The following is a 25525-nucleotide window of genomic DNA, read 5'->3' as shown; positions in this document are numbered from 1 at the left end:
CCTTGTAGCAACACGGCAACGGGCACACCAACAATCGCACCAACCGAGCCGAGCAGGCTCAATAGCACGGGGCCGCCTGTTTTTTGTAGTAAAAATAATAGCTGAAACTGAGCCGCAAAAATGATGGCTTGTAAGATGATTAAGCCGACTGCCAATCCGTCATTCACAGGCACTGCCAGTGAGAAATGCGGCAATAACCCCGTGATGCCGAGCCAAATCACGGCAGCGATTAACATCCCTGGTGCTAACGCACTGGGTGACGCACCTGGTGGCCAACGCAAATATTGCCAATCGCCAGTAAAACAGGGCCGAGCAAGGCAATAGCAATCCAGAAAAAACTGGCATCAGGAGCAGACACTTTGCGTGCTGCCCCCCCCCCCCCGCACCCAACAACGCAGCGACCACACCCAACGCACGCAGCCATTGAAAACGCTCCATGCCCAGCAGTAATGCCCCTAAATAAGTGAGTAGCGGTGGCAAAGTCAGCATTAAGGCAACAAAGCCCGCCCCAACATGGGGAATAGCCGAGAACAACAATAAATTTGACCCCGCAACGCTGACAAACGCCGCAAAAAAATAATATTCCACACTGCGTTTTGTCAGCGGTGGATATTCACCTCGCCACCAGCCAATCAACGACAACGCTATCGCCGCCCCCAAAATTGCCCAAAATAAAAAGGCAAGCGGCGTCAAACCGTGATGAGCAGCATATTTGGCGATATTCGTCGACAGCCCCAATAACGCACCGCCACTTATCAGGCAAGCCAGCGGTATCAACCAAGAATATTGAGTATGTGCTTTCATCAGACGGCCTTATTGAGTTAACATTTATCTTGGTGTCAAGAATATGCGATTATTTATTTTGATATCAAGATAAAATTTTTACTGTAATATAGATGGCACTCAATCCATGCTGGATCTACCCCTGCCAAGCAAATAGAGATAAAAACCATGCAAAATAAACCAATTAACGAAAAAGATGCGGTGGAATACATTATTAGCCAATGGCAAAAAGAAGGTTTTTCAGCGGATAATCTGTTCGCCATGGAAACCATCGGACGCATTAAACGCCTAGAAGTTCTCTTGATGAAAAGACTTTCTGCCAACTACAAACATCATCACGACTTATCACACTGGGAATTTGACGTGCTGGCAACGCTACGCCGTTCAGGCGAGCCGTATGTGATGAGCCCAACAGTATTATTCGACAGCATGATGGTCAGCTCAGGCACCATGACCAATCGCCTACAAAATTTAGAGAAAAAACAGCTCATTGAACGTATCGATAACCCTGATGATAAGCGAAGTTTGCTGGTTAAATTAACCTCTCAAGGTTTGGATGTTATCAACCAAGCCGTTGCCTCACATATCCAACTTGAAAACGAACTGGTCAGTGGCATGAGCCAAGAGGAATTGCTTATTCTCAATGTGTTATTAAAGAAAATCGAAAATCAACTACCAAAGATTTGATTTTTATCTTGTCATAAAGATATATTCAATCACTTTTATGGTATGTAACCATCAGATTTAATAACAAGAGAACTTTGCCTAGCATAAAATCTAACAAAATAACGATTCTTATAATCTGAAGGCTGTAAGAATACAATGAAACCACATCAAGCCTGAAATATAATCATAAAAAAACCGCACTTTAAATTAAAGTGCGGTTTTTTCTACTTTATTTTCCCGTTAAATCATCAAAGAATTTTTTCACACCATCTAAAAAACTCGATGATTTCGGGCGGTGTTTGCTGGTGCCCTCAAGACTTTTTTCCAGTTTTTTGAGTAGCTCTTTTTGCTCCTCATTGAGTTTGACTGGGGTTTCTACAATCACTTTACAAATCAAATCCCCTGCATAGTTACTACGAGCGGATTTCACGCCTTTGCCACGCATTCTAAACAGTTTACCGGTTTGCGTTTCAGCTGGGATTTTGAGTTTCACTCGTCCATCAAGGGTCGGAACTTCAATTTCACCGCCAAGGGCTGCCATAGTAAAGCTAATTGGGACTTCGCAATAAAGATTGTTTCCATCACGCTCAAAAATTTGGTGCTCTTTGACGTGAATAACCACATACAAATCACCCGCTGGCGCACCATTTTCGCCAGCCGCCCCTTCGCCACTTAAGCGAAGTTGATTGCCTGTATCCACACCCGCTGGGATTTTAACTGATAAGTTTTTCGCTTTGTGAACACGTCCTTCCCCGTGACAAGCCGAGCATGGTTTTTCAATTTTTTTACCACTACCGTGACAGGTTGGACAAACTTGTTCAGTAACAAAAAAACCTTGCTGACGACGCACACGTCCACTGCCGTGACAACTTGGGCAGGTTTCCACTTTGGAATCTTTTTCCGCCCCACTGCCGTGGCATTTATCACATTCAGCCAGTGTATTGATGCGAATATCTTTAGTTGTGCCTTTCACGGCTTCTTCGAGCGTAATTTCTAAGTCGTAGCGTAAATCTTCGCCACGCACAACTCGACGCCCTCCACGGCTACCGCCGCCGAACATATCGCCAAAAATATCACCGAAAATATCACCAAAATCGGCACCGCCAAAACCACCACCGAAGCCGCCAGCACCACCGCCAAAACCGCCTTGTTCAAACGCAGCATGCCCATATTGATCATAGGCGGCACGTTTTTGTTTATCCGTTAAGATTTCGTAAGCTTCTTGCGCTTCTTTAAATTTCGCTTCCGCTTCTTTGTCGCCCGGATTACGGTCAGGGTGATATTTCATCGCCAGGCGTTTGTACGCTTTTTTGATCGCCTTTTCATCGGCACTGCGTTCAACCCCTAAAATTTCATAATAATCACGTTTCGACATTGTTTACCTATTATGTTGATTTCAGTCATCAGATTTTTCTCTGAACAACTCGCATTTTATCATGCTGATACGTCAAAAGGGCGTATTACTACGCCCTTCAATTATGATATGAAAGATTATTTATCCTTCACTTCTTCGAACTCAGCATCAACCACATCGTCGCCGCCGTTATTTTGGCTTTGACCTTGCGCTTGTTGTTGCTGACCCGCTTGGGCTTTCGCTTGCGCGGCTTGAATCAGTTTTTCTGAGGCTTGCACAAGGGCTTGTGTTTTCGCTTCAATTTCTGCTTTATCTTCGCCTTTCGCAGCGGTTTCCAGCTCGCTAGCAGCTTTTTCAATCGCAGCTTTATCATCAGCACTTAAGCCATCGCCCACTTCTTGTAGTTGTTTGCGTGTGCCGTGTACTAAGTGATCAGCTTGGTTACGCGCTTGCACTAACTCTTCAAATTTGCGGTCAGCTTCAGCGTTTGCCTCAGCGTCACGTACCATTTGTTGAATTTCATCATCACTCAAACCAGATGAGGCTTTGATGGTGATTTGTTGCTCTTTACCTGTGCCTTTGTCTTTGGCTGACACGTGAATAATACCATCAGCGTCGATGTCAAATGTTACCTCAATTTGTGGCATACCGCGTGGTGCTGGGTTGATGCCTTCAAGGTTAAATTGACCGAGCGATTTGTTATCCGCTGCACGTTTACGTTCACCTTGCAACACGTGGATGGTCACCGCACTTTGGTTATCTTCTGCGGTTGAGAACACTTGCGATTTCTTCGTTGGAATCGTGGTGTTTTTCTCAATCAAGGCGGTCATTACGCCACCCATGGTTTCAATACCGAGTGATAGTGGTGTTACGTCAAGCAACAACACATCTTTTACATCACCTGCTAATACACCGCCTTGTACCGCTGCACCGATAGCCACAGCTTCATCTGGGTTGACGTCTTTGCGTGGTTCTTTACCAAAGAATTCCGCCACTTTTTGTTGCACTAATGGCATACGGGTTTGACCACCAACTAAAATCACATCGTTGATGTCAGACACACTGAGATCCGCATCTTTAAGTGCGGTACGCACTGGGTCAAGTGAACGCTGTACCAAATCTTCCACGAGGGATTCTAATTTCGCACGGGTCAACTTGATGTTTAAGTGTTTCGGACCTGTCGCATCAGCTGTGATATATGGCAAATTCACATCGGTTTGTTGTGAAGAAGAAAGCTCAATTTTCGCTTTCTCAGCCGCTTCTTTCAAACGTTGCATCGCAAGCGGATCGTTACGCAAGTCAATGCTTTGTTCTTTTTTGAACTCATCAACAAGGTAGTTGATCACACGATTGTCAAAGTCCTCACCACCTAAGTGTGTATCACCATTGGTCGCCAATACTTCGAAGGTTTTTTCACCATCAACATCATCAATTTCGATGATAGATAAGTCAAATGTACCACCACCCAAGTCGTAAACGGCAATGGTATGGTTGCCTTTATTTTTATCCAAGCCATATGCCAATGCTGCGGCGGTTGGTTCGTTGATGATACGTTTTACTTCCAAGCCAGCGATACGTCCTGCATCTTTAGTTGCTTGACGTTGTGCGTCATTGAAGTACGCTGGTACGGTGATAACCGCTTCAGTCACTTTTTCACCTAAGAAATCTTCAGCGGTTTTCTTCATTTTTTTCAACACTTCAGCAGACACTTGTGGCGGTGCTAATTTGTCAGTATCTTTCACTTCCACCCACGCATCACCGTTGTCAGCTTTCACGATTTTAAATGGCATAATGCTCACATCACGTTGTACTTCTTCGTCTTCAAAACGACGACCAATCAAACGTTTAATCGCAAACACAGTATTTTTCGGGTTCGTTACCGCTTGGCGTTTTGCTGGTTGCCCGACTAAAGTTTCATTGTCTTGTGTATAAGCAATAATCGATGGCGTGGTGCGATCGCCTTCTGCATTTTCAATCACGCGTACTTTATCGCCGTCCATCACCGCAACACATGAGTTGGTTGTACCTAAGTCAATCCCAATAATTTTTCCCATAATTCTTCTCCTAAGTAATCTATTTTGTTAAGCATGTCGCTTGATGCTTATAAAGATGTGGACACGATTTTGAATTTCAATAGTCAAAATGAAAAAATTTTCCACTTTTTTATAGCTCATCACGCACTGCTTGGTATGCCTAATAGATAAGGTTGAAAAATCATTTTTCAAGAGGAGATATGGATTTTTATCCGAAGATGAAGAAATAATTGTTGAACTGTATGCTTTTGCCTACAATACACCTAAGCAAAAAAAGAGATAATACAAATGAACAAAGACACTTTATTTTCCGCACCGATTGAAAAGATTGGTGATTTTACCTTCGATGATGCGGTAGCGGAAGTTTTCCCTGATATGATCCAACGCTCCGTACCAGGCTATAGCAATATCATCACTGCTATCGGTATGCTTGCCTCACGCTTTGTCAAGCCTAATACCCGCGTGTACGATCTCGGTTGCTCACGCGGGGCGGCGGCGCTGGCGGTGAAGCGTAATGTCAATTGTGAGGGGGTGCGTATTATTGGGGTGGACAACTCCCCTGCTATGGTGGAACGTGCCCGCACGCACATCAACGCCTACGCGGGTAAAAGTGCGGTCGAGATTGTGCACGGGGATATTCGTGACATAGACATTGAAAACGCCTCGATGGTGATTTTAAACTTCACACTGCAATTTATTGCCCCCGCCGAACGCCGTGTGTTGCTGGAAAGGATTTATCACGGTTTAAATGCAGGTGGCGTTTTGGTGCTGTCGGAAAAATACCGCTTTGCCGATCATGCTGTCAATGATCTCTTGATCGATCTGCACCACACCTTTAAGCGTGCCAATGGTTACAGCGAACTGGAAGTCAGCCAAAAACGTACCGCACTGGAAAATGTCATGAAGCCTGACACCATCGCCAGTCAGCAAGCATTACTCGAAAATATCGGTTTTGACCATGTGAATATGTGGTTTCAATGCTTTAACTTTGGATCCATGCTGGCGATTAAGGGGGAATAATGCTCGATTTCAACCCGTTTTATCAACAACTGGCTGGCACCGCACTTTGTCGCTGGCTTGAAACCCTACCTGCACAGCTGCGCCACTGGCAAGCCAATACTCACGGTGATTTTGCCAAATGGTGCAAGGTCTTAGAGTTTTTGCCCGAGCGTGAGTGCGACATTGATCTGAAAAGTGCGGTCAGTGCACGTGCCAAAACCGCACTTTCACAAGGTGAAACGCAACAACTGCGCCACCATTTAAGCCAACTCAAGCCATGGCGAAAAGGGCCGTATGAGCTATTAGGTGTATATATTGATTGCGAATGGCGCAGTGATTTCAAATGGGATCGTGTTAAACCGCACTTAAGCCCGTTAGCGGGGCGTACGGTGCTTGATGTCGGCTGCGGCAGTGGCTATCACATGTGGCGTATGGTAGGCGAAGGCGCAGAATTGGTGGTAGGCATTGATCCTACGGAGCTATTTTTGTGCCAATTTGAAGTGGTACGCAAACTCCTAAACAACAACCGCCGAGCACACCTTATCCCGCTTGGGATTGAGCAAATGCAGCCACTGGGTGCGTTTGATACCGTTTTTTCAATGGGCGTGTTATACCATCGTAAATCCCCACTGGAACATCTCAGCCAACTGCGTGATCAGCTCAAATCAGGCGGTGAGTTAGTGCTTGAAACACTGATTATCGACGGTGATGAAAACGCCGTGCTCGTGCCTGTGGGGCGTTATGGCAAAATGAAAAACGTCTATTTTATTCCGTCTGTGGCGGCACTGACAGTGTGGCTTGAAAAGTGCGGTTTTCGCAACATACGTTGTGTGGATGTCGCCACCACCACACCTGAAGAGCAACGTGCCACCGAATGGGTCGGCAAAGAAAGTTTAATTGACTTTTTAGACCCCAACAATCCGTCGCTGACCGTAGAGGGCTACCCCGCGCCGAAACGTGCGGTGTTAATTGCCAATAAATAAGGATTTACTATGCCAAAACCACTGGAAAGTCGCGCCGATATTGAACTTTTGGTTAATACGTTTTATGACAAAGTACTCGCCGATGATCGCATTGGCTATGTCTTTCAACACATTGTCGGCAGCCACTGGCAAAAACATTTGGAGAAAATGTATCGCTTTTGGGCATCGGTGCTGCTGGACGAAGACAGCTACCAAGGTAACCCTATGCTCGCCCATATCAAGCTACACAAACGCCAACCGCTCAACGACGCGATGTTCGACGTGTGGCTAACGCTATGGCAAGAAACCGTCAACGCGCTTTTCATTGGTGAAAAAGCTAACGAAGCACTTTTCCGCGCGCAATCCATTAAAACCCTCATGACCCAGCGAGTGCTCAGCGATGAATTACCGCACTTTATGCAACGCATCCGTCCTGTGAGATGATATGAGCGAAACTTACTGCGATTATGTGCTTGCACATCCTGATGATACGCTGAACCGAGCGTATCACGACCATCACTACGGCTTCCCAATAGATGACGACAATGCCTTATTTGAGAGGCTCGTGTTAGAAATCAACCAAGCGGGGCTAAGTTGGACGTTAATCTTAAAAAAACACGCTGCATTTCGCCGTGCTTATGCCGATTTTGACATTGCACGCGTGGCGGCATTTGATGACGATGACAAGGTGCGGTTGCTGGCCGATAGCGGCATTATTCGCAATCGAATGAAAATTAATGCTGCCATTTATAACGCCCAACAAATTCTCATCTTACAACAGCAATTTGGTTCTTTCAAAGCGTGGCTTGATCGCCACCACCCAATGCCACTTAACGAGTGGGTAACGCTCTTTAAACGTACCTTTAAATTTGTTGGACATGAGATTGTGCACGAATTTTTGATGAGCAGTGGTTATCTCAGCGGCGCGCATCAGCCTCACTGCCCTATCTATCAAACAATCACCGCACTTTCCCCGCCATGGCTAGGGTGCGACAGTGGCAGAAAAAAATAATCGGCGTACAATAACAGCAAACAGCCTAGGAGCAGACGATGAATTTAGACTATCAATTACTTAATCTCAGCCAACACATTCACCCCAATATTAGCCTTAGAACTGTCGGCGATATTCCTGTGATCGTGCTTGAACACGCCGTTGGCAAAGCTGCCATTTCGTTACAAGGTGCTCAACTTTTAAGCTGGCAACCGCACTTTGCCAAACACGATGTGATTTGGCTTAGCGACAGCGAACCTTTCACGCAAGGCGTGGCAATTCGTGGTGGCGTTCCGGTATGCTATCCATGGTTTGGTCGCCATGGCACACCAATGCACGGCTACGCTCGCCTATCACTGTGGCAACTCAGCACCTGGCATGTCAATGACAATGACGTCAGCCTCACATTTTGCTTATTTGATCAGAATAACTTAGTCGAAGCAAAACTGAAAATGACCTTCAGCGATCATTGCCATCTACGTTTCACGCATTATGGTAATACGCCTGCGGAAGTGGCATTACATACCTATTTCAATATTGGCGATATTACCCAAACCACCTTGTTTGGGCTGCCTAATGTTGCATTTAACAACGCACTACAACAAGATGTGGACGTGCCATCGCCACTGGTCCTTCAAGCGGCATTTGATGGCATTTTTAGCGCAGAACAACACATCACCCACATCGACGATCAAGCACACAATCGCATTATTGAGATTGAACATCTTAATGCGTCCGATATTGTGGTGTGGAATCCGTGGGAAAATACACCAAGCCAAATGCGACCTGAGGGATATAAAACAATGATTTGCGTGGAAACTGCCCGCATTCGCCATAAACTTGTGCAAAAAGAGCATATGGATGCCATCATCCGCATACAACGCTAACGCATAAAGTGCGGTTTGACCTGATAACAGACCGCACTTTTTAACGTTCGTACGTTAAGTTTATGCTCTCGCCATTCAAACGCATGAATAGGCTGTATTGTGCCTTGATTAAAGAGTGCCAAATAAAACGGCAAGTGTGCATAAAAACGGACTTGCCCTATTGGTGCAAAAGGGGTAATGATCTCTTGTGTTGATGGTAAATGGCGTACGGATCGCAACTTGGCAATGCCAAAACCTTGCGATTTCAGCACCGCTTCACGCAAACACCACGCTTGATAAAATGCCTGACAGGGATCACGTTGTGCGCGCCACCACGCATATTCCTGCTTATCGCCAATATGTGTCAGTAATTTGCTAAAATCACGCGGTTTTGGCACTTCAATATCCACCGCAACCGCACTTTTTAGCGTTGACATTATCAACGCAACCGCTGCCCACTGCCCCGAGTGACTAATATTAAAATCCAGCCTCGGCGCGCCATTAAAATAGGGGCGTCCTGTATCAGTGCGTTCAACTCCATTCATTAACGTCAGTGGCAAATCAAATGTTTGTAGCAGTTTTGCTAATAAAAAATAGGCAAGCAAGCGGCATTGGTCGCGTTCAGCACTGTACACACTGGCGTTGGATAATGTCGCTCGCAACGAGGCGGGTAAAAGTGCGGTCAGCATAGCCTCATCAGGCATTGTCTGAATATGCCCCCACGCTAAGGCAAGCGTGACATCGGGCTGCTGATTATTCTCCATGACAGGCATCATAATTTTCGTTAAACTGTTGGCATTTTTCTATTGTAGCGAGCTTTTGAATAAATGACGAGCGATCAACGCATCGAACCGCTTAACTGGCGAACATTATTACGCATAACCTTACCTATTGCGATGGGGTATTATGCCGCGGGCATTGCCTATGGTATTTTAGCAATCAGTGCAGGGCTCCCAAGTTGGCTGAGCATTGCGTTGAGCATTGTGGTCTTCTCTGGTGCTGCACAATATGCAGCCATTCCCTTATTTGTTGCCAATGCAGGATTTATTCCGCTCGTCTTAAGTACATTTTTAATTAGCCTACGCCACTTATTTTATACCTTAGCACTGCACCCTGATTTACCCAAGCAGCGACTTCAGCGTTGGTACAGTGCCTTAGCCCTGACCGATGAAAATTATGCGCTATTGTCTATCCAATCGCGTGCTGAACGCAAAGCCAATATTGTACGTGTTAATTTGTTGTGCCAATTTTACTGGGTCAGCGCAAGTGCCATTGGCGTGGTATTAGGTAATCAATTTGCCAATGTCATACCGCACTTAGACTTTGCGCTGCCCTGCCTTTTTGCTATTTTAGCTTATGAACAATTCCGCCAAGCACAGCAATGGCTGCCTTTTGGGCTGGCTGCTATTAGCTTTTTTGTGGCAAAAGCCATCATGCCAGAGTGGACAATGCTAACCGCAGTATTATTGTGTGCGACCGTTATTTTGTTACGCTATCATTATCAGCAACGCCGAATGGCACAAGGAGGAGCGAATGACAACCTATGATATTTTGCTAAGCCTTGCGGGCATGACTGTTGCGATGGTTGTCTGTCGTGGGTTACCGTTGTTAATGCCAGCCAGTTGGCTGCAAATGCGTTGGCTACAAAGCCTTAATCAAATGTTGCCGCTGTGTATTATGTTGATTTTGCTGCTAAGCAGTTTAAGTTTGCCACATTTTTCGGGAAATTGGCTCCCCTTCTTACGGGAGCTTACCGCACTTTGCATTGTGCTGCTGAGTTACCGTATGTGGCATAATACCTTGCTGAGTGTGGTAATTGGCATTGTCAGTATTAATGCAATTTACTTACTCTTCTAAATAAAAAGTGCGGTTATCGTTTCCTTAACCGCACTTTGTATGTCGCGTAATTGAGAGCAACGTTTATTGCAATTTCGTTTTCACTGTTAACACACTATTTAAACGCTCAAGATCGCGTTGATCCAGTGTGCCTTCTAGTTGACGCAGTTGTAATTCCAACAATAAATATTGATAACGTGCTTGAGAAAGCTGACGTTGTGCATTGTGGCGATTACGTGTGGCGGTTAACACATCGAGTATCGTGCGCGTGCCCGCTTCATAACCTTCACGCGTGGCATTGTAAGCACTATTTGAAGAAACCACATATTGTTGATACGCCTTAATAGAACTTGCTGTGGCATTGAGCCCATTTACCGTCGAACGAATATTTTTCACTAAATCACGGTGTGTTGATTCCAAACTTTCTGCACTACTCACATAAGCATGTTGCTGCTGGCGAACTTTCGAGCTTGTACGCCCGCCCGTGTATAACGGCAGTGACACCTCAACCCCAATGGAGGCTTGATCCAACGTGTGATCAGGAATGCCATAGGTTGCCGCACGAGGCAAGCGAGAATTGGTACGATTTAATCCTGCCACTAAATTTACCGTAGGCAGATACGCACTCTCTGCTACTTTAATCCCTTCTTTAGCTAATTCTTTTGCCATTTTATAATACGCCAGCGTGAGATTGCGTGTTTCCCCTGTTTGAATATATTGTGCTGGATTACCGTAAGATGCTGTTTTGAATTTAGCGGTATTCAATTTATTAAGCTCAGTTGGATACTCCCCAGTAATTGAATACAGATTTTCAATACTATTATCCACAGCATTTTTTGCAGCAATTTCACTGGCGAGCACGCTATCAAATTGAGCTCGTGCTTCATTAACATCAGTGATAGCCACCAAGCCTACTTTGTAAAGCTGATTAGTATCTTTTAATTGATTTTGCACTGCTCGCTTTTCTGCACGCACTGATTCTAACGAATCCAAACTGGTCAACACCTCAATATACGCTTGTGCTACACGATAAAGTAGATTTTGTTGCACGGCTTGATAAGATACTTGCGCTTGCTGAGCCGCTTTTTCTTGCAAAGATAATGTACGCCATAAGCTCATATTATAAAGTGATTGGCTTAAATTTAGCCCAACCGTAAAAGTGCGGTTTTGATTGAAACTGTTATCGGTGAACGTGCCACGATCACTGCCATGATCAATATAACGACTCGTACTTGCACTGCCTTTGGCAGAAAGTTGTGGTAACAACGCCCCTTTAGCTTGCTCTCGCCCTTCCATAATTTGCTGGCTATCGGCAAAGGCTTTTTTCACTACTGGATCGCTACTTTTCGCTTGTTCATAGGCTGCCGATAAGGTTGTTGCCAATGCAGATTGCGCCAAGCCCAAGAGCATTACACTTGCCAACATACGCATTTTTTTCATTATTATTCTCCGAGTTTAATCGATTCTCTACTGTATTCTTTCTGTTCTTATGAACGAACGTTCATTTTACACAAAATTCACTAAAATGTAAGTAAAAATGATGAGAAATTTGCTAAACTAGTCTCATGATAATCAGAAAAATGAGTAAACAATGCCACAATTTACTGCTGAAGATATACAACTTGAACGCAAAGAATTGGTCTATGATGGTTTTTTTAAACTTTATACTATTGATTTTAAGCATAAATTGTTTGCTGGTGGCGAAAGTGGGTTAGTGCGCCGAGAGTTGCTCGATAAAGGTTCCGCAGCAGCAGTAATTGCTTATGATCCTAAACAAGATAGTGTTGTTATGGTCGAACAAGTCCGCATTGGAGCGTATATCGGCGACCAAACTCGCTCGCCTTGGCTACTCGAATTAGTTGCAGGCATGATTGAAACAGGAGAAATGCCCGCAGAGGTTGCTAAACGTGAAACCTTAGAAGAAGCTGGATTAACAATCCAACGACTTGAGCCTGTCATGCAAGTATGGGACAGCCCTGGTGGTATCACAGAACGCATACATCTGTTTGTCGGCGAAGTAGATTGCACGCAAGCCGGTGGACTTTATGGCTTAAGCGAAGAGCAAGAAGATATTAAAGTGCACGTTATTGCGCGCTCACTTGCTTATCAATGGCTAGAAGAGGGCAAAATTGATAATGCCATTGCTGTTATGGGATTACAGTGGTTGCAATTACATTATCAAGATATTCAACGCCGCTGGCTAGCCGCAGATGTTACGCTATAACATAATAAAAATTATTTAAAAATGTGCGATTATTAACATTTTTAAGAGAAAAAAGCTGACTTTATTTCAAAACGTATTATCTTATATGCTAGAGTCATCTAACGATTAAACATTATGGGTATTTTGTGAAAACAGCCTTTATTCATCACACGCAAACTCAGCCTGTACGCTTCATTCAGGTATCTGATTGCCATTTATTTGCTGATAAAAATGCACAACTTTTAGGGATTAATACATTTGAAAGCTACACCACTGTGTTGCGTGAAATTCAAATGCGAAAATTTCCTTTTGAATTTATTTTGGCAACAGGTGATTTAGTGCAAGATAGCAGCCGTGAGGGTTACCGCTATTTCAGTGATGAAATTATCCGCTTACAAAAACCCGTATTTTGGATTCCAGGCAATCACGATTTTCAACCTTATATGGTAGAAGAGTTAGCTCAACAACCGCTGATTTCGCCACTAAAGCACATTTTAATTAATGATAATTGGCAAATTTTAATGCTGGATAGCCAGGTATTAAATGTGCCGCATGGCTATCTTAATCAATATCAGCTTGACTGGCTGCAAGCCAAATTAATGCAGCATCCTGACCGCTTCACGCTAATCGTATTGCATCACCATATTGTCCCTACGCGTTCTGCGTGGCTTGATCAGCATAATTTGCGCAATGCGTCGGAGTTTTTGAGTTGCTTACAACAGCACAAACACATCAAAGGTATTGTGTCTGGGCATATCCATCAAGCAATGGATAGCCAATGGTTTGATTATCCCGTTATGACAACACCATCAACCTGTATTCAATTTAAATCTGACAGCTACAATTTCAGTTTAGATGAAATATCACCGGGTTGGCGTGAATTTTCACTCTTTGATGACGGACATATCGAAACCGACGTTTTACGCATCACAGAAAATAGCTTCACGCCAGATGTCAATATCTCAGGTTATTAACTGATGAAATGCTAACAAAAACCGCACTTTTAAAGTGCGGTTTTTGGTTTATCGAAATAATGAACGGCTACGCTCACGGTGACGTTTAAACTGACTTAATGCTACCAACACAAAAATTGCTGTATAAATAGCAAACACTACAATCAGCCACTGCGGCATAGAAAAGCCTAACCATTGCCATTTAATATCACTACACGCTCCTGTCGCTTGAAACACGTGTGGTAACCATTGATCTAACGGTAATGTTTTAGGAAATTGGACAAATAAAGGACATTGATTCCAAGGTGCAGGATTAAGCTGGAAATCAACATGCTTAATCGCTAATAAAAGCCCTTTCACCGCACTAAATATGCCCAATACAATTGCCAACAACCGTATAATTGTTAAACGAGGGGCCAAAAACCCAAGCAAACCACTTGATGCAATACCAAAGAAAGCAATTCGTTCATAAATACACATAACGCAAGGATCAAGTTGCTTAATATGTTGGAAATAAAGTCCTACGCCTTCAAACACAAGTGCTGATAACAAGACTAAAAACCAACTAAAACGACCAAGTGAAATTTGCTTGAGGTAACTTAACATTCATTATCCTTATGATGGGGTAACAATCCAGCCTAACACTTCAAACCAGTGCATAACTGAAGGCAAGACAAGCTCAACGCAAGCCAAGCCAACCATTGACAACACGATCGTGTAAGGCAACGCCATATAAACCATTTTACCATAAGATAAACGAATTAGTGGTGCAAATGATGACGTTAATAAGAATAAAAATGCAGCTTGTCCATTTGGTGTTGCGACGGAAGGTAAGTTTGTCCCTGTATTGATCGCAACGGCAATCATCTCAAATTGTTCTTGCCCAATAATGCCTGCCTGTAATGCCGCTTTCGCTTCATTAATATAAACGGTACCCACAAACACATTATCCGAAATGGCAGAAAGCACCCCATTAAAAATATAGAACAATGCTAACTGCGTTTCATCAGACGCATGTAGTACTAACTGAATTATCGGTTGGAATAGATCTTGATCGACAATCACAGCGACAACCGCAAAAAACACGACTAAAAGTGCGGTAAACGGCAACGCTTCTTCAAAGGCTTTTCCTAGCGAATGCTCTTCTGTGATACCACACAGTGCGGTCGCAAAAATAATCACGCTCAAGCCAATTAGACCGACTGCAGCAAGGTGAAACGCAAGCCCAATAATCAACCAAATGCCCGCGGCTGCTTGAACATATAATTTCATCTTATCTTGTGGCGTTTGTTTTTTATTTTGTTCTTGTTGAAAACGTGCCAGTACGACCCACACTTTCTGCGGTAAGCGGTCACCATACCCAAATACCCGAAACTTTTCCAATGCCACACATGTTACTAAACCACACAGTAAGACAGGCAGCGTCACTGGCAACATACGCAAGAAAAACTCGCCAAATCCCCATTGTACACGTTCTGCAATAATTAAGTTTTGCGGCTCACCCACCATTGTCATAACACCACCAAGTGCGGTTCCAATACCTGAATGCATCATCAAACTGCGCAAAAAACCACGGAACTGTTCCAAGGTATTACGGCGTTTGGTAATGCTCTGATCGTTGAGCAAGTCACCATGATCATCATCAAATTGATAACCCGATGCAACTTTATGATAAACAGCGTAAAATCCGGTTCCGACGCTGATAATCACCGCAACAACTGTTAACGCATCTAAAAATGCAGATAAAAATGCCGCACTTAAACAAAAAGACAACGAAAGCAACATTTTAGAGCGAATGACTAACAATAACTTCGTGAAAATAAACAACAAAAGTTGTTTCATAAAGAAAATGCCTGCCACCATAAACATCAGTAGGAGCAACACTTCCATATTGGCGACTACTTCATGATAAACATGTTCAGGTGATGTCATGCCGATAAAAAGTGCTTCAATCACTAACAGCCCACCTGCTTGCAGTGGATAACATTTTAATGCCATTGCCAGTGTAAAGATGAACTCTACAACCAATGCCCAACCCGCAACAAATGGGCTAATAAAGAAAAAGAGAATTGGATTGAGAACCAAAAATAACATAATCGTCATTTTGTACCAATCTGGGCTTTTCCCTAAAAAGTTCCGTAGAAATGCACTACTCATATTCATTGTCTAATCCTAATTAGTATTTCAGGGTGAAAATCTATTACTTATTTTTAATATGCTCCAAGTGTCCTATTTTAATCAACTGAGGCAAAAAAATAAGCATTTATTTATTCTCATAAAAAAAATGTTAAGTTCATCACATTTTTAAGGCAGATGAACATACCGATAAATATGAAACCTTGTTCTTTTTTTTGAAAACGTCTGTATTATGGATCATTTTATTTTTGGCTGTTTTGATTTTTCTCAAATTTTTATTGTTTCAGAAAAGATTCAATTTGTGATATACTTCACACAGTTACATTAAGCAAATGAAACAACATATTACGTTATTAATTTGTTGTAAAATAAGCAAAATGTAGTAATTTTGTTAAACTAACCAAAGGTAAAAATCTTATGGCAATTAAAATTGGTATTAACGGTTTTGGTCGTATCGGCCGTATCGTATTTCGTGCTGCTGCAAAACGTGATGATATCGAAGTTGTTGGTATCAACGACTTAATTGATGTTGACTACATGGCATATATGTTGAAATACGATTCAACACATGGTCGCTTCGATGGTAACGTTGAAGTAAAAGACGGTCACCTTGTTGTTGATGGTAAAAAAATTCGCGTAACTTCAGAGCGCGATCCTGCAAACCTTAATTGGAGCGAAATTGGCGTTGACATCGCTGTTGAAGCAACAGGTTTATTCTTAACTGATGAAACCGCTCGTAAACACATCACTGCTGGTGCGAAAAAAGTGGTTTTAACTGGTCCTTCAAAAGACAGCACCCCAATGTTCGTGCGTGGCGTTAACTTCAATGATTATAAAGGTCAAGACATCGTTTCTAATGCTTCTTGTACCACCAACTGCTTAGCACCATTAGCCCGTGTTATCCATGAAACTTTTGGTATCAAAGATGGTTTGATGACCACCGTTCACGCAACCACTGCAACACAAAAAACAGTTGATGGTCCATCAGCAAAAGACTGGCGTGGTGGACGTGGTGCAAGCCAAAACATCATCCCTTCATCAACTGGTGCTGCAAAAGCAGTTGGTAAAGTATTGCCTGCATTGAATGGTAAATTAACCGGTATGGCATTCCGTGTGCCAACACCAAACGTGTCAGTTGTTGACTTAACAGTAAACCTTGAAAAAGGCGCAAGCTACGACGACATCAAAAAAGCATTAAAAGATGCTGCTGAAGGTAAAACATTCAATGGCGAATTAAAAGGCGTGCTTGGCTACACTGAAGATGCGGTTGTTTCAACTGACTTCAACGGTGAAGTATGCACCTCTGTGTTTGATGCAGACGCTGGTATTGCGTTAACAGATACTTTCGTGAAACTTGTTTCTTGGTATGATAATGAAACAGGTTATTCAAACAAAGTATTGGATCTCGTCAAACACGTTTACGATTACAAAGGTTAATCCAACGTTGTAAAAATAAAATACCGCACATTGTGCGGTATTTTTATTGAATCAACGTGCGGTTGAACCGCACTTTTGTACTATTTTAATGCTGCCTCAATTTCATCATTCATCATTTGCATAGCCTGTAAACCGCCCATGGCTAAATACCAATTTGCCGGATCGAGATAAACGATTCGCCCATGTTGATAGGCTTGTGTTCGGCGAATAATATCATTATCAAGCACCTTTTTCGCATTATCTTTTTTCTCAGTAATCGCTGCGGTGCGATCGATTACAAAAATATAATCAGGATTGTGGGCTAACACATACTCAAAACTGACGCTCATACCATGCGTAGCTGCTTTAATATCGTTATCCACAGGCGTAAAACCATAACCTTGGAACAGCAGTCCAAATCGTGAATCTTGCCCATAAGTGCTTAATTTGCTTTCATTTACTAACAATAAAAGTGCGGTTTTACTTTTTGTTTTTTGTTTGATTGCTTGCATTTGCTTATCTAAGAGTAAGAGTTTTGATTCAGCAAGCGGTTTTTGATCCAGTATAGCGGCAATATTGCGTACATTTTGTTGAAAACTCGGGTAGAAATTTTGCATATCAATCCCACTGAAATAAGTCGGCGCGATCTCATCAAAACGTGCCTCTAGTCGAGCTTGACGTGCTGAAATAATATTTAAATCAGGCTCAGCCTCATTCAATTTTTCAAAATTAGGCTCTTTTAAAGAGCCTACATCAAGATAATGCTCGTCATTAAATTTTGTTAAATACGGGGGTAAAGCCGTAGCTTTTGGTAGTGCAACAACCTCTCCTCCCAAAACTGATACGGTATCCAACGCCCCTAAATCAAATACGGCAATTCTGCTTGGCTTAACGGGCAATGTCTCTATGCCTTGCACACTTTGCACAGAAATTGTTTTAGCATTCAAGGTAAACGGTAAAGTCCCTAGCATAGCCATTAACGCAATAAACCATTTTCTCATCTTATTCTCCTTCATTATTTGATTTAAAATAGAGTGCTAACGGGTGATTGCCGACATGATGGATGGCAATCGGAAAATCGTAAATATCAGATAAAACCGCACTTGACATCATCTCAGCAACACGCCCTTGCGCGCATACTCGTCCTGCTTTCAAGGCAATCATAAAATCCGCATAACTTGCTGCAAAATTGATATCATGAATAACAATAACGACTGTTTTACCGAATTCATCACATAATTGGCGTAAGCGTTGCATAATTTGCACGGCGTGTTTCATATCCAGATTATTCAACGGCTCATCAAGTAAAATATAATCTGTATCTTGTGCCAATGTCATGGCAATAAACGCTCGCTGACGCTGCCCACCGCTCAGTTGGTGAATGTATTTATGACGAATATCATCTAATGCCATAAAAGAGAGTGCACGCGATATGTGCATTTGATCGTTATCGGTTAACCGCCCTTTACTATACGGAAACCGTCCAAATGCAACCAATTCTTCCACACTCAAGCGTAAATCAAGATGATTACTTTGTTTTAACACCGTCAACTGCTGCGCAATTTGTGCTGTGGGAATTTGTAATAACGCCTTCCCCCCTAAATACACCTCACCACTATCAGGCGACAATAAACGACTTATAATACTTAGCAAGGTACTTTTGCCCGCCCCATTTGGTCCAATAAGTGCGGTCATTTTGCCTTTCATAATCTCACAGTTCACATCACTTAAAATCGTTTTTCCTGAGAGAGTTTTACTGACCTTGGATACGATTATACTCATCGGAAATTACGCCTTAATAAAAGATAAATAAAATAAATACCGCCGATAAAGTTAATAATCACGGTAATCGTTGTACTAAAATTAAATACATGACTGACTAAAAATTGCCCACCAAGTAATGCGATGATGGTGATCAAAATGCTAGCTGGGATCAGGGTTTGATAACGCTGATGTTGCATAAATTCAAACGTCAAATTCATCACCAATAACCCCAAAAACATAATCGGTCCGATCAATGCCGTTGCTGCCGACATTAGCACCGCCACCACAATCAATAACCGCTTACTTAATATGGCATAATCAATTCCAAGCGTCATCGCATTATCTCTCCCTAAGGCAAGCACATTAAGCGTATTAATATGCCTTAGCACATAAAAACACGGCAGCCCAATGCAAATTGCCGCAATCGGTAAAATCTGGCGATTAACATTATTAATACTGGCAAAATTCACATCTTGCACAATCTGAAATTCATTAGGGTCAATTAAAACTTCCATAAATAGCGTTAAACTATGGAAAAATGTGCCAAAAATGATCCCCACTAACAATAAAAAATAGAGGTTAGGCGAATCCTCTTTCAACATAAATTGGTACAATCCAAAAGCGAATAACACCATAAGTGCGGTTGTTATCACAAACTGCCAGAATTGGCCCATGTGCATTAAAACTTGACTGCCAAATAAAAAGACCACGGTGGTATATAACAGCACATACAGTGAATCAAGCCCCAGTATACTTGGGGTTAAAATACGGTTATTCGCCAACGTTTGAAAAACAAACGTTGACACCGCAATCGCGATACTACTTAGCACAATCGCCATATAGCTTATACTGCGGTAATGCAACGCATACTGCCAACGATTCGGTAAATTAAAACTTAAAAAAATGACACTTGCCACGCACGCAAGCACACCTAAAAATAGCAATCGTGTCAATGTGGTGTTAAGCATGGCGATACCCTTTCAATAAAATGAGCAAGAAAATACCGCTACCGAGCACGCCAACAATCGTATTAATCGCAATTTCATAAGGATAAATAATCACGCGCCCGACAATATCGCACAACAGCACAAATAACGCCCCACAAAGTGCGGTATAAGGCAAGACTTTACGCAAATTCTCTCCCCAATAGAGAATAACCAAATTCGGTACAATTAAGCCTAAAAACGGAATCATTCCCACTGTTACCAGCACAATCGCCGTGACAAGTGCAACAATTAACAAGCCGAGGTAAAGCATAATATGATAATTTAACCCCAATGTACGCGCCATATCTTCACCTAAACCAACAATGGCAAAATAACGGGCTAACGCATAAACCGCCAATAATGCCGGCACACTGAGATAAAGCAGCTCAAATCGCCCAGTCATCATCAAGGAAAAATCGCCTTGCAACCAGCCCGACAGATTTTGCAGTACATCTAATTTCAACGCTAAAAACAGCGTGATCGCACTGATAATATTGCCAAACATGATGCCGACTAATGGAACAAAAATGGCATCTTTAAACTTAATTTTCCGTAAAATCAACATAAACAAAACCGTACCAATAAATGCCACCACCACTGCAATGCCTGTTTTTAATAACATCGACGCATTCGGAAATAGCACGATTGCCAACAAAATGCCTAATCTGGCACTGTCCATCGTGCCTGCAGTTGTGGGTGAAACAAAACGATTACGGCTTAAATTTTGCATTACTAGACCGCACACACTCAACGCAGCTCCTGCAATCAGAATGCTCACAAGTCGTGGCAATCGGCTAACCATCAGTAATTGCCACTGTTGTGCGTCAAACTGCCATAACCCAGACAATGTTAAGCTCGATACGCCAATAAACAGCGAGCACATTGCGGCCACGAGCAAAAGAACCGTTAAACTTAAAAATATGCGCATTCAATCCACATAAAAATAAAAATGATTGTTATTACTATACCATTGAAATAACTGAAAATAAAAAGGCAAGTTATCCTTGCCTATATTTTTGACTACAACCGCACTTTTTATATTGAAAAAAACCTATTGCGCGTACTGCAGTGCGATATGTAACGCAGGCGAAATTGCCGCCCCATGATTAACCTTCGGTAATAACACAAACTCGCTTTTTACCCCTTGTCGCTGAAATTCCTTTGCGACTTGCTCAACTTTCAACCCTGCTCTGCGTGCTTCAATACGTGCTAAACGCGCTTTATCAATGGTTGGATCCCGCATGGGATGTGCCTCAAACTCACCTAGTGTGAACACAACAAAGTGCGGTTTTGGCAAGTCGTGCCAGTAAGGCATCAGCCATTGGCTTTCTCCCCACCATAACGATGGACTCGCCAAGATATATCCCTCAAAGAGATGGCTATGTTGTGTCATAGCATAAAGCCCAAACAATCCCCCAAATGAGTGCCCAAAAAAAAGACTTTTCTGCACATCATAATGCCGCTGGATATAGGGCTTCACATCTGTTTCAATAAACGCTAAAAATTGTGCACTACCACCGCCATCACGAAATGCCTCGCCTTGTGCTGGCGGCGTGTAATCACGCGTGCGTTCAGGCACAAAATAACGTGCCTCACCAACATAACCAATGCCAACAAGCATTGGTAGCGGCTTGCTGTAATCAATCTCATTGAGGGCTTTGGGTAAATGCACATTGGCGTCTAAAAGATAAAGTGCGGTTTGATTGAACCGCACTTTTGGGGTAGCAATAAATAGGCGATAGTGTTTGCCATCAAACGTGCGGTCAATATGCTCAATATGGTAATCCCTTACCAACGCTGGGTTGGCAAGGGATAGACTATGTGTGAATAAACTCATCACGAATACAATCGCATACACGATAGGCATATTAGAAACTGATGTTCACATTTGCCCAATAGCGACGACCATCGACAACAGACCAGTTTCCGCCATTATCTGCATCAATTTTATCACCACGTTCGTTGGCAATATTCAACACAGCAACGTTAAATAGCACATTTTTGCTGAGCTGGTAATTCGCCCCTAAATCAAACGTGCTGTACGCATTCGCATAACGTGCAGGACCTTTGCTATAGCCCGTGCGTTGATCCGCCCAAATGCGTTTACCCACATAATTATAGCGTCCAAATGCACTCAACGCTGGTGTCACTTGCCAGTCAACTTTAGCATTAAGCTGATGTTTTGGTGTGTTTGTTAGTGGGAAGCCGTTATAATCAAATTTTGAGCCCTGCAATTTATCCTCTTTACGTTTAGAATGCTGATAAGTATAGTTCACATCGGCACTCCATTTTTCAGCGAGTGGAATATGCGTCGCAAGCTCTAATCCGCGCACATTAGCACGCCCAACGTTACCAAACTCATATAAATTAGCCCCAGTTAATGCATCTTTGACTGGTTTTCCTTGTGCATTAAAGCGTTGATAACTAATTAATTTATTTTTAAATTCGGTATTAAATAAGGTTGCACTCACTTGCCAGCCATTGGCATGATTATACGCAAAACCAATTTCTTGGTTCCAACTGGTTTCAGGTTTCAAGTCAGGGTTACCGTAGATTACCCCCGCACCACTTTGGGTTGATGTAACATAACCTTGACTGATCTCACGAATAGTTGGTGCGCGGAATGCTTTCGCAACCCCACCTTTTACAGTCCACTCAGGGTTGATGTGATAAACTAAATACGCACGAGGATTCCAATGTGTGCCGTATTTTTTATGACTGTCCATGCGTACCCCAAGAGTGAGTAGCAGGTCTTGAGTTAAGTTAATTTCATCTTCCAAAAAGAGTGCTTTCTGCGTCACTTTCTCTTCTGTACCAACAAATACCGCTCGACTGACAGGTTTGCCTGTTTTCGGATTGGTTCTCGTTACAACACGCTCAACGCTGTCGTCATTTAATTTGGCGTGCTGATACTGCCCACCAAAAACGAAAAAGTGGGAGCTCAGTGGCAACATAAACTTAGCGTCAAAAACTGTATTGGTAATTTGTGGACGACGGCTATCATAATCATTGAGTCTCGCATTCCAGACTTCACGTTTTGCTTTTTCTTGATACAAACTGAGCTCAGAACGTAATGTTTCGCCCCATGTTCCAAAATGACTCAATGCCCAATGATTACGTGTTGCTTTCGTAATATTTTGCACATTATTTGTAATAGAGCCGCCACGATTTGTGGTTAATGCCAAGGATTCCCCTGGTGTTGCCGTTTTCTCTTGGCGAGCACGCCCTGCTTCAAACTCAAATTTATGATTTTCATTTGGTGTAAACACTAATTTTGATGTGAGGTTGCCATTTTTATTCTTGTTAGCACCACCTTCGACATGATCTTCTTGGCGTAAATTGCCGCCACCATAAACTTGAATGCCTAGCGTATTCGCAATTAATGGTCCAGATACAAAGAAACTGCCTTGTCCTTCCTCACCATCTTGCCCCTGACGTGCGATACCGCCGAGTGACAATGCACCTGTCCATTGATCAGTAACAGGTTTGGTGATCACATTCACCACACCACCCATCGCATCAGAGCCATAAAGTGATGACATTGGTCCACGAATCACTTCAATACGTTCAATCGCTCCAACAGGCGGCAAAAAGCCAAATTCAAAACCACCGTTACCATTTGGGCGAGATTCTCGTGTATTTTGACGACGACCATCGGTCATCAATAACGTATAATCACCTGGCAATCCCCGAATCGCAATATCTTCTCTGTTAACATTAGAGCCACCGATTGCAACCCCAGGCACAAACTGCACCGCATCTGCAATATTACTCACAGGTGTTGTTTCAAGCGTTTTTTGGTTAATCACACTGATACTGGCGGGTGCATCTTTAAAATCTTGTGATGTACCTGCTGCGGTAACAACAACGGTATCTAACGCTTCGCTTGCTTGCTTGCTTGCTTGCTTGCTGCGTTAGCATAAACGGCACTAGACGATAATGCGACTAAAACCGCAAGCGTAAGTTTTGAATATGGCATCTGATTTCTCCTCACATTAAAAAGTAACGAAATCATAACATTAAATACTATTGATAACAATTTTTATTTGCATAAAATAAATGCTATTACACACTGTAATATGTGCTGAAAAATAGCCTCAAATTGTTAATAACTGCGTTATTGTTTGAGGAAGATTACGGCTTTGCGTAATGGCTGAAATCACCGCAATACCGTCTGCACCAGTGCGTCGCACCGCACTTGCATTTTCCACGGTAATGCCACCAATTGCCACCATCGGCTTACACAAATTAGCTTGACGCACCTGTTGGATTGCTGCTATCCCAATTGCGGGGTCAGCATCGGGTTTGGATAGTGTGGGAAAAATAGGGCCAAAACCGCAATAATCGATGCCTTCAATCGCATCAGCCGCTTGGAATTGTGCAAGATTATGCGTAGAAAGTCCGATCAGCATTTGCCCATTTACCCGTTCAATCAGCTCTAAAATAGGCGTATCATCTTGTCCAACGTGAATACCATCGGCGTGCAACTCAAGCGCCAACTCAAGATCATCATTAATAAAAAAGGGCACATTATACGCACGACAACGCTGTTGTGCTGCAATTGCAAGTTGTTTAATTTGAGTGCGATCACATAATGCCCCAGCCCCTTTTTCTCGAAATTGATAGCACGTTATACCGCACTTTAACGCTTGCTCAAGACACGTCAGCAGAGCCTGTGGGCGATTGGTTGCCGAATTAAAATCTTGACTGCCTGCAATCCAATAGCAACGTAATATTGACCGCACTTTCATTTTATTTTCCCAGTTTGTAGTGCATGAGCCCAATGATTGGTCGGACCGTGCCCTTTGCCAATATTTAACGGGTGACTAATGGCGGCAGTGATGAACGCTTTAGCAGTACGAATAGCGTGCTCCATCCCCTCACCTTTCGCAAGCTCTGCGGCAATACACGCCGAAAATGTACAGCCCGTGCCGTGTGTGTGGCGCGTTATCATTCTAGGGCTTTCTAGTACAAAATCACTCGTCTCGGTAAATACCCAATCACAGCACAATGTGCTTTTGCTATTCTCACTATGCCCTCCTTTAATCACCACCGTTTTTGCCCCCATAGATTGCAAAATTAGGGCAGCTTTAGTGGCACTGAGCTTATCTACAACATCCATTCCCGTGAGGGCTTTCGTCTCTGGTAAATTTGGCGTGATAACATCAGATAATGGCACCAGTAACGAACTAAGGGCACTGACCGCACTTTTATCTAAAAGCCGAGATCCGCCTTTAGCAATCATTACAGGGTCAACGACAATTGGTCCGAAACGATAACAAGACAATTTTTCTGCCACACACTCAATCACAGGCTGTGTACCCAACATACCGACTTTCACCGCACTTGGGGTAAAATCGTCTGCGATGGCATTCAATTGTGCTAACACCATTTCAATTGGGATTGAATGAATGGCATGCACCCCTTGACTATTTTGTGCCGTTACCGCAGTAACAACACTCATACCAAATACATGACGCATTTGAAACGTTTTCAAATCGGCTTGAATACCCGCACCGCCGCCGCTATCTGATCCTGCAACGGTTAACGCTTGTTTAACGCTATTTAACATCGACT

The 25525-nt window shown here is 43.0% G+C and carries 26 protein-coding genes; 11 read left to right on the top strand and 15 right to left on the bottom strand.

Translation table 11 applies throughout. From position 1 onward, the window contains the following. Positions 1-159: 159 nt before the first annotated feature. Positions 160-804: an EamA family transporter gene (locus HPC40_RS00755; RefSeq protein WP_208117566.1), complete on the bottom strand. Its 645-nt coding sequence runs from the start codon at positions 802-804 to the stop codon at positions 160-162. 147 nt (positions 805-951) lie between these two features. Between HPC40_RS00755 and HPC40_RS00750 the strand changes: the two genes are divergently transcribed. Further along, a complete protein-coding gene (locus HPC40_RS00750; protein ID WP_208117565.1) occupies positions 952-1470 on the top strand; it encodes a MarR family winged helix-turn-helix transcriptional regulator in 519 nt (172 codons plus the stop codon). Between the two features lie 208 nt (positions 1471-1678). Here HPC40_RS00750 and dnaJ read toward each other — a convergent pair whose 3' ends face one another. Continuing rightward, entirely contained in the window at positions 1679-2824 is a 1146-nt protein-coding gene (gene dnaJ, locus HPC40_RS00745; protein WP_208117564.1) for a molecular chaperone DnaJ, read from the bottom strand. Positions 2825-2940: 116 nt separating this feature from the next. Further along, positions 2941-4857, bottom strand: coding sequence for a molecular chaperone DnaK (gene dnaK / locus HPC40_RS00740; protein ID WP_208117563.1), 1917 nt, complete (start codon positions 4855-4857; stop codon positions 2941-2943). Positions 4858-5124: 267 nt separating this feature from the next. On the opposite strand from dnaK, the gene cmoA reads away from it, so the two are divergent. From cmoA to HPC40_RS00715, 5 genes are read left to right on the top strand one after another with little or no spacing between them, the layout of a single operon-like run. After that, positions 5125-5856 (top strand): carboxy-S-adenosyl-L-methionine synthase CmoA, encoded by a 732-nt coding sequence (cmoA, locus tag HPC40_RS00735; RefSeq protein WP_208117562.1) that lies wholly within the window; start codon positions 5125-5127, stop codon positions 5854-5856. Next, entirely contained in the window at positions 5856-6818 is a 963-nt protein-coding gene (cmoB, locus tag HPC40_RS00730) for a tRNA 5-methoxyuridine(34)/uridine 5-oxyacetic acid(34) synthase CmoB (protein ID WP_208117561.1), read from the top strand. Before cmoA ends, cmoB begins: the two co-directional genes overlap by 1 nt. A gap of 9 nt (positions 6819-6827) precedes the next feature. Next, a complete protein-coding gene (locus tag HPC40_RS00725) occupies positions 6828-7241 on the top strand; it encodes a group III truncated hemoglobin (protein WP_208117560.1) in 414 nt (137 codons plus the stop codon). A 1-nt stretch (position 7242) separates the two neighbouring features. Next, entirely contained in the window at positions 7243-7809 is a 567-nt protein-coding gene (locus HPC40_RS00720; protein ID WP_208117559.1) for a DNA-3-methyladenine glycosylase I, read from the top strand. Positions 7810-7847: 38 nt separating this feature from the next. Continuing rightward, the gene (locus HPC40_RS00715; RefSeq protein WP_208117558.1) at positions 7848-8675 is read left to right on the top strand and encodes a D-hexose-6-phosphate mutarotase; all 828 of its coding nucleotides are present in this window, start codon (positions 7848-7850) and stop codon (positions 8673-8675) included. Here the strand turns inward: HPC40_RS00715 and HPC40_RS00710 are convergent. Beyond that, positions 8672-9430 carry a 4'-phosphopantetheinyl transferase family protein gene (locus HPC40_RS00710; protein ID WP_208117557.1) on the bottom strand — a complete coding sequence of 253 codons (759 nt, stop codon included), beginning with the start codon at positions 9428-9430 and terminating at the stop codon, positions 8672-8674. The genes HPC40_RS00715 and HPC40_RS00710 overlap by 4 nt on opposite strands. Before the next feature lie 51 nt (positions 9431-9481). Between HPC40_RS00710 and HPC40_RS00705 the strand changes: the two genes are divergently transcribed. Further along, positions 9482-10201 (top strand): AzlC family ABC transporter permease, encoded by a 720-nt coding sequence (locus tag HPC40_RS00705; protein WP_208117556.1) that lies wholly within the window; start codon positions 9482-9484, stop codon positions 10199-10201. After that, positions 10188-10511 carry an AzlD domain-containing protein gene (locus tag HPC40_RS00700; protein ID WP_208117555.1) on the top strand — a complete coding sequence of 108 codons (324 nt, stop codon included), beginning with the start codon at positions 10188-10190 and terminating at the stop codon, positions 10509-10511. Before HPC40_RS00705 ends, HPC40_RS00700 begins: the two co-directional genes overlap by 14 nt. Positions 10512-10574: 63 nt before the next feature. Here HPC40_RS00700 and HPC40_RS00695 read toward each other — a convergent pair whose 3' ends face one another. Next, positions 10575-11930: a TolC family outer membrane protein gene (locus HPC40_RS00695; RefSeq protein ID WP_208117554.1), complete on the bottom strand. Its 1356-nt coding sequence runs from the start codon at positions 11928-11930 to the stop codon at positions 10575-10577. Between the two features lie 151 nt (positions 11931-12081). On the opposite strand from HPC40_RS00695, the gene nudF reads away from it, so the two are divergent. Beyond that, positions 12082-12714, top strand: a complete 633-nt coding sequence (nudF, locus tag HPC40_RS00690; RefSeq protein WP_208117553.1) for an ADP-ribose diphosphatase — start codon at positions 12082-12084, stop codon at positions 12712-12714. A 125-nt stretch (positions 12715-12839) separates the two neighbouring features. Further along, positions 12840-13667, top strand: a complete 828-nt coding sequence (gene cpdA, locus HPC40_RS00685; protein WP_208117552.1) for a 3',5'-cyclic-AMP phosphodiesterase — start codon at positions 12840-12842, stop codon at positions 13665-13667. A gap of 48 nt (positions 13668-13715) precedes the next feature. Here the strand turns inward: cpdA and dsbB are convergent, their stop codons facing one another. Together dsbB and nhaB are read right to left on the bottom strand one after the other, a co-directional pair. After that, the gene (dsbB, locus tag HPC40_RS00680; protein ID WP_208117551.1) at positions 13716-14252 is read right to left on the bottom strand and encodes a disulfide bond formation protein DsbB; all 537 of its coding nucleotides are present in this window, start codon (positions 14250-14252) and stop codon (positions 13716-13718) included. Between the two features lie 9 nt (positions 14253-14261). Then, a complete protein-coding gene (gene nhaB, locus HPC40_RS00675; protein ID WP_208117550.1) occupies positions 14262-15809 on the bottom strand; it encodes a sodium/proton antiporter NhaB in 1548 nt (515 codons plus the stop codon). Positions 15810-16199: 390 nt separating this feature from the next. Here nhaB and gap point away from each other — a divergent pair, with 390 nt between their 5' ends. Beyond that, a complete protein-coding gene (gap, locus tag HPC40_RS00670; RefSeq protein ID WP_208117549.1) occupies positions 16200-17219 on the top strand; it encodes a type I glyceraldehyde-3-phosphate dehydrogenase in 1020 nt (339 codons plus the stop codon). 80 nt (positions 17220-17299) lie between these two features. Here gap and HPC40_RS00665 read toward each other — a convergent pair whose 3' ends face one another. The 8 genes from HPC40_RS00665 to thiD all read right to left on the bottom strand — a co-directional run bounded on the left by HPC40_RS00665 (position 17300) and on the right by thiD (position 25520). Then, positions 17300-18199, bottom strand: coding sequence for a siderophore ABC transporter substrate-binding protein (locus tag HPC40_RS00665; protein WP_208117548.1), 900 nt, complete (start codon positions 18197-18199; stop codon positions 17300-17302). A gap of 1 nt (position 18200) precedes the next feature. Then, positions 18201-18980, bottom strand: a complete 780-nt coding sequence (locus HPC40_RS00660; RefSeq protein ID WP_208117547.1) for an iron ABC transporter ATP-binding protein — start codon at positions 18978-18980, stop codon at positions 18201-18203. Next, the gene (locus HPC40_RS00655; protein ID WP_208117546.1) at positions 18977-19930 is read right to left on the bottom strand and encodes an iron chelate uptake ABC transporter family permease subunit; all 954 of its coding nucleotides are present in this window, start codon (positions 19928-19930) and stop codon (positions 18977-18979) included. Before HPC40_RS00655 ends, HPC40_RS00660 begins: the two co-directional genes overlap by 4 nt. Next, positions 19923-20876, bottom strand: a complete 954-nt coding sequence (locus tag HPC40_RS00650; RefSeq protein WP_208117545.1) for an ABC transporter permease — start codon at positions 20874-20876, stop codon at positions 19923-19925. Before HPC40_RS00650 ends, HPC40_RS00655 begins: the two co-directional genes overlap by 8 nt. Positions 20877-20999: 123 nt before the next feature. Beyond that, a complete protein-coding gene (locus HPC40_RS00645; RefSeq protein WP_208117544.1) occupies positions 21000-21815 on the bottom strand; it encodes an alpha/beta hydrolase in 816 nt (271 codons plus the stop codon). Between the two features lies 1 nt (position 21816). Continuing rightward, positions 21817-23724 carry a TonB-dependent receptor domain-containing protein gene (locus HPC40_RS00640; protein WP_328805291.1) on the bottom strand — a complete coding sequence of 636 codons (1908 nt, stop codon included), beginning with the start codon at positions 23722-23724 and terminating at the stop codon, positions 21817-21819. 321 nt (positions 23725-24045) lie between these two features. Beyond that, entirely contained in the window at positions 24046-24699 is a 654-nt protein-coding gene (gene thiE / locus HPC40_RS00635; RefSeq protein ID WP_208117543.1) for a thiamine phosphate synthase, read from the bottom strand. Continuing rightward, positions 24696-25520: a bifunctional hydroxymethylpyrimidine kinase/phosphomethylpyrimidine kinase gene (gene thiD, locus HPC40_RS00630; protein ID WP_208117542.1), complete on the bottom strand. Its 825-nt coding sequence runs from the start codon at positions 25518-25520 to the stop codon at positions 24696-24698. The genes thiE and thiD overlap by 4 nt, the downstream gene beginning before the upstream one ends. Positions 25521-25525 lie beyond the last annotated feature (5 nt).

This window comes from Spirabiliibacterium falconis, assembly GCF_014885015.1.
Lineage (GTDB): Bacteria > Pseudomonadota > Gammaproteobacteria > Enterobacterales > Pasteurellaceae > Spirabiliibacterium > Spirabiliibacterium falconis.
This window is presented reverse-complemented; position numbering and strand designations above follow the sequence as displayed.

Coding starts and splice junctions, on each gene's coding strand:
- HPC40_RS00650 (WP_208117545.1), bottom strand. CDS start 20,876: ATGCGCATATTTTTAAGTTTAACGGTTCTTTTGCTCGTGGCCGCAATG.
- HPC40_RS00720 (WP_208117559.1), top strand. CDS start 7,243: ATGAGCGAAACTTACTGCGATTATGTGCTTGCACATCCTGATGATACG.
- HPC40_RS00660 (WP_208117547.1), bottom strand. CDS start 18,980: ATGAGTATAATCGTATCCAAGGTCAGTAAAACTCTCTCAGGAAAAACG.
- HPC40_RS00695 (WP_208117554.1), bottom strand. CDS start 11,930: ATGAAAAAAATGCGTATGTTGGCAAGTGTAATGCTCTTGGGCTTGGCG.
- HPC40_RS00710 (WP_208117557.1), bottom strand. CDS start 9,430: ATGATGCCTGTCATGGAGAATAATCAGCAGCCCGATGTCACGCTTGCC.
- HPC40_RS00715 (WP_208117558.1), top strand. CDS start 7,848: ATGAATTTAGACTATCAATTACTTAATCTCAGCCAACACATTCACCCC.
- HPC40_RS00665 (WP_208117548.1), bottom strand. CDS start 18,199: ATGAGAAAATGGTTTATTGCGTTAATGGCTATGCTAGGGACTTTACCG.
- dsbB (WP_208117551.1), bottom strand. CDS start 14,252: ATGTTAAGTTACCTCAAGCAAATTTCACTTGGTCGTTTTAGTTGGTTT.
- HPC40_RS00725 (WP_208117560.1), top strand. CDS start 6,828: ATGCCAAAACCACTGGAAAGTCGCGCCGATATTGAACTTTTGGTTAAT.
- HPC40_RS00755 (WP_208117566.1), bottom strand. CDS start 804: ATGAAAGCACATACTCAATATTCTTGGTTGATACCGCTGGCTTGCCTG.
- HPC40_RS00655 (WP_208117546.1), bottom strand. CDS start 19,930: ATGCTTAACACCACATTGACACGATTGCTATTTTTAGGTGTGCTTGCG.
- HPC40_RS00700 (WP_208117555.1), top strand. CDS start 10,188: ATGACAACCTATGATATTTTGCTAAGCCTTGCGGGCATGACTGTTGCG.
- HPC40_RS00645 (WP_208117544.1), bottom strand. CDS start 21,815: ATGCCTATCGTGTATGCGATTGTATTCGTGATGAGTTTATTCACACAT.
- dnaJ (WP_208117564.1), bottom strand. CDS start 2,824: ATGTCGAAACGTGATTATTATGAAATTTTAGGGGTTGAACGCAGTGCC.
- cmoB (WP_208117561.1), top strand. CDS start 5,856: ATGCTCGATTTCAACCCGTTTTATCAACAACTGGCTGGCACCGCACTT.
- HPC40_RS00750 (WP_208117565.1), top strand. CDS start 952: ATGCAAAATAAACCAATTAACGAAAAAGATGCGGTGGAATACATTATT.
- gap (WP_208117549.1), top strand. CDS start 16,200: ATGGCAATTAAAATTGGTATTAACGGTTTTGGTCGTATCGGCCGTATC.
- nudF (WP_208117553.1), top strand. CDS start 12,082: ATGCCACAATTTACTGCTGAAGATATACAACTTGAACGCAAAGAATTG.
- dnaK (WP_208117563.1), bottom strand. CDS start 4,857: ATGGGAAAAATTATTGGGATTGACTTAGGTACAACCAACTCATGTGTT.
- thiD (WP_208117542.1), bottom strand. CDS start 25,520: ATGTTAAATAGCGTTAAACAAGCGTTAACCGTTGCAGGATCAGATAGC.
- cmoA (WP_208117562.1), top strand. CDS start 5,125: ATGAACAAAGACACTTTATTTTCCGCACCGATTGAAAAGATTGGTGAT.
- nhaB (WP_208117550.1), bottom strand. CDS start 15,809: ATGAATATGAGTAGTGCATTTCTACGGAACTTTTTAGGGAAAAGCCCA.
- HPC40_RS00705 (WP_208117556.1), top strand. CDS start 9,482: ATGACGAGCGATCAACGCATCGAACCGCTTAACTGGCGAACATTATTA.
- thiE (WP_208117543.1), bottom strand. CDS start 24,699: ATGAAAGTGCGGTCAATATTACGTTGCTATTGGATTGCAGGCAGTCAA.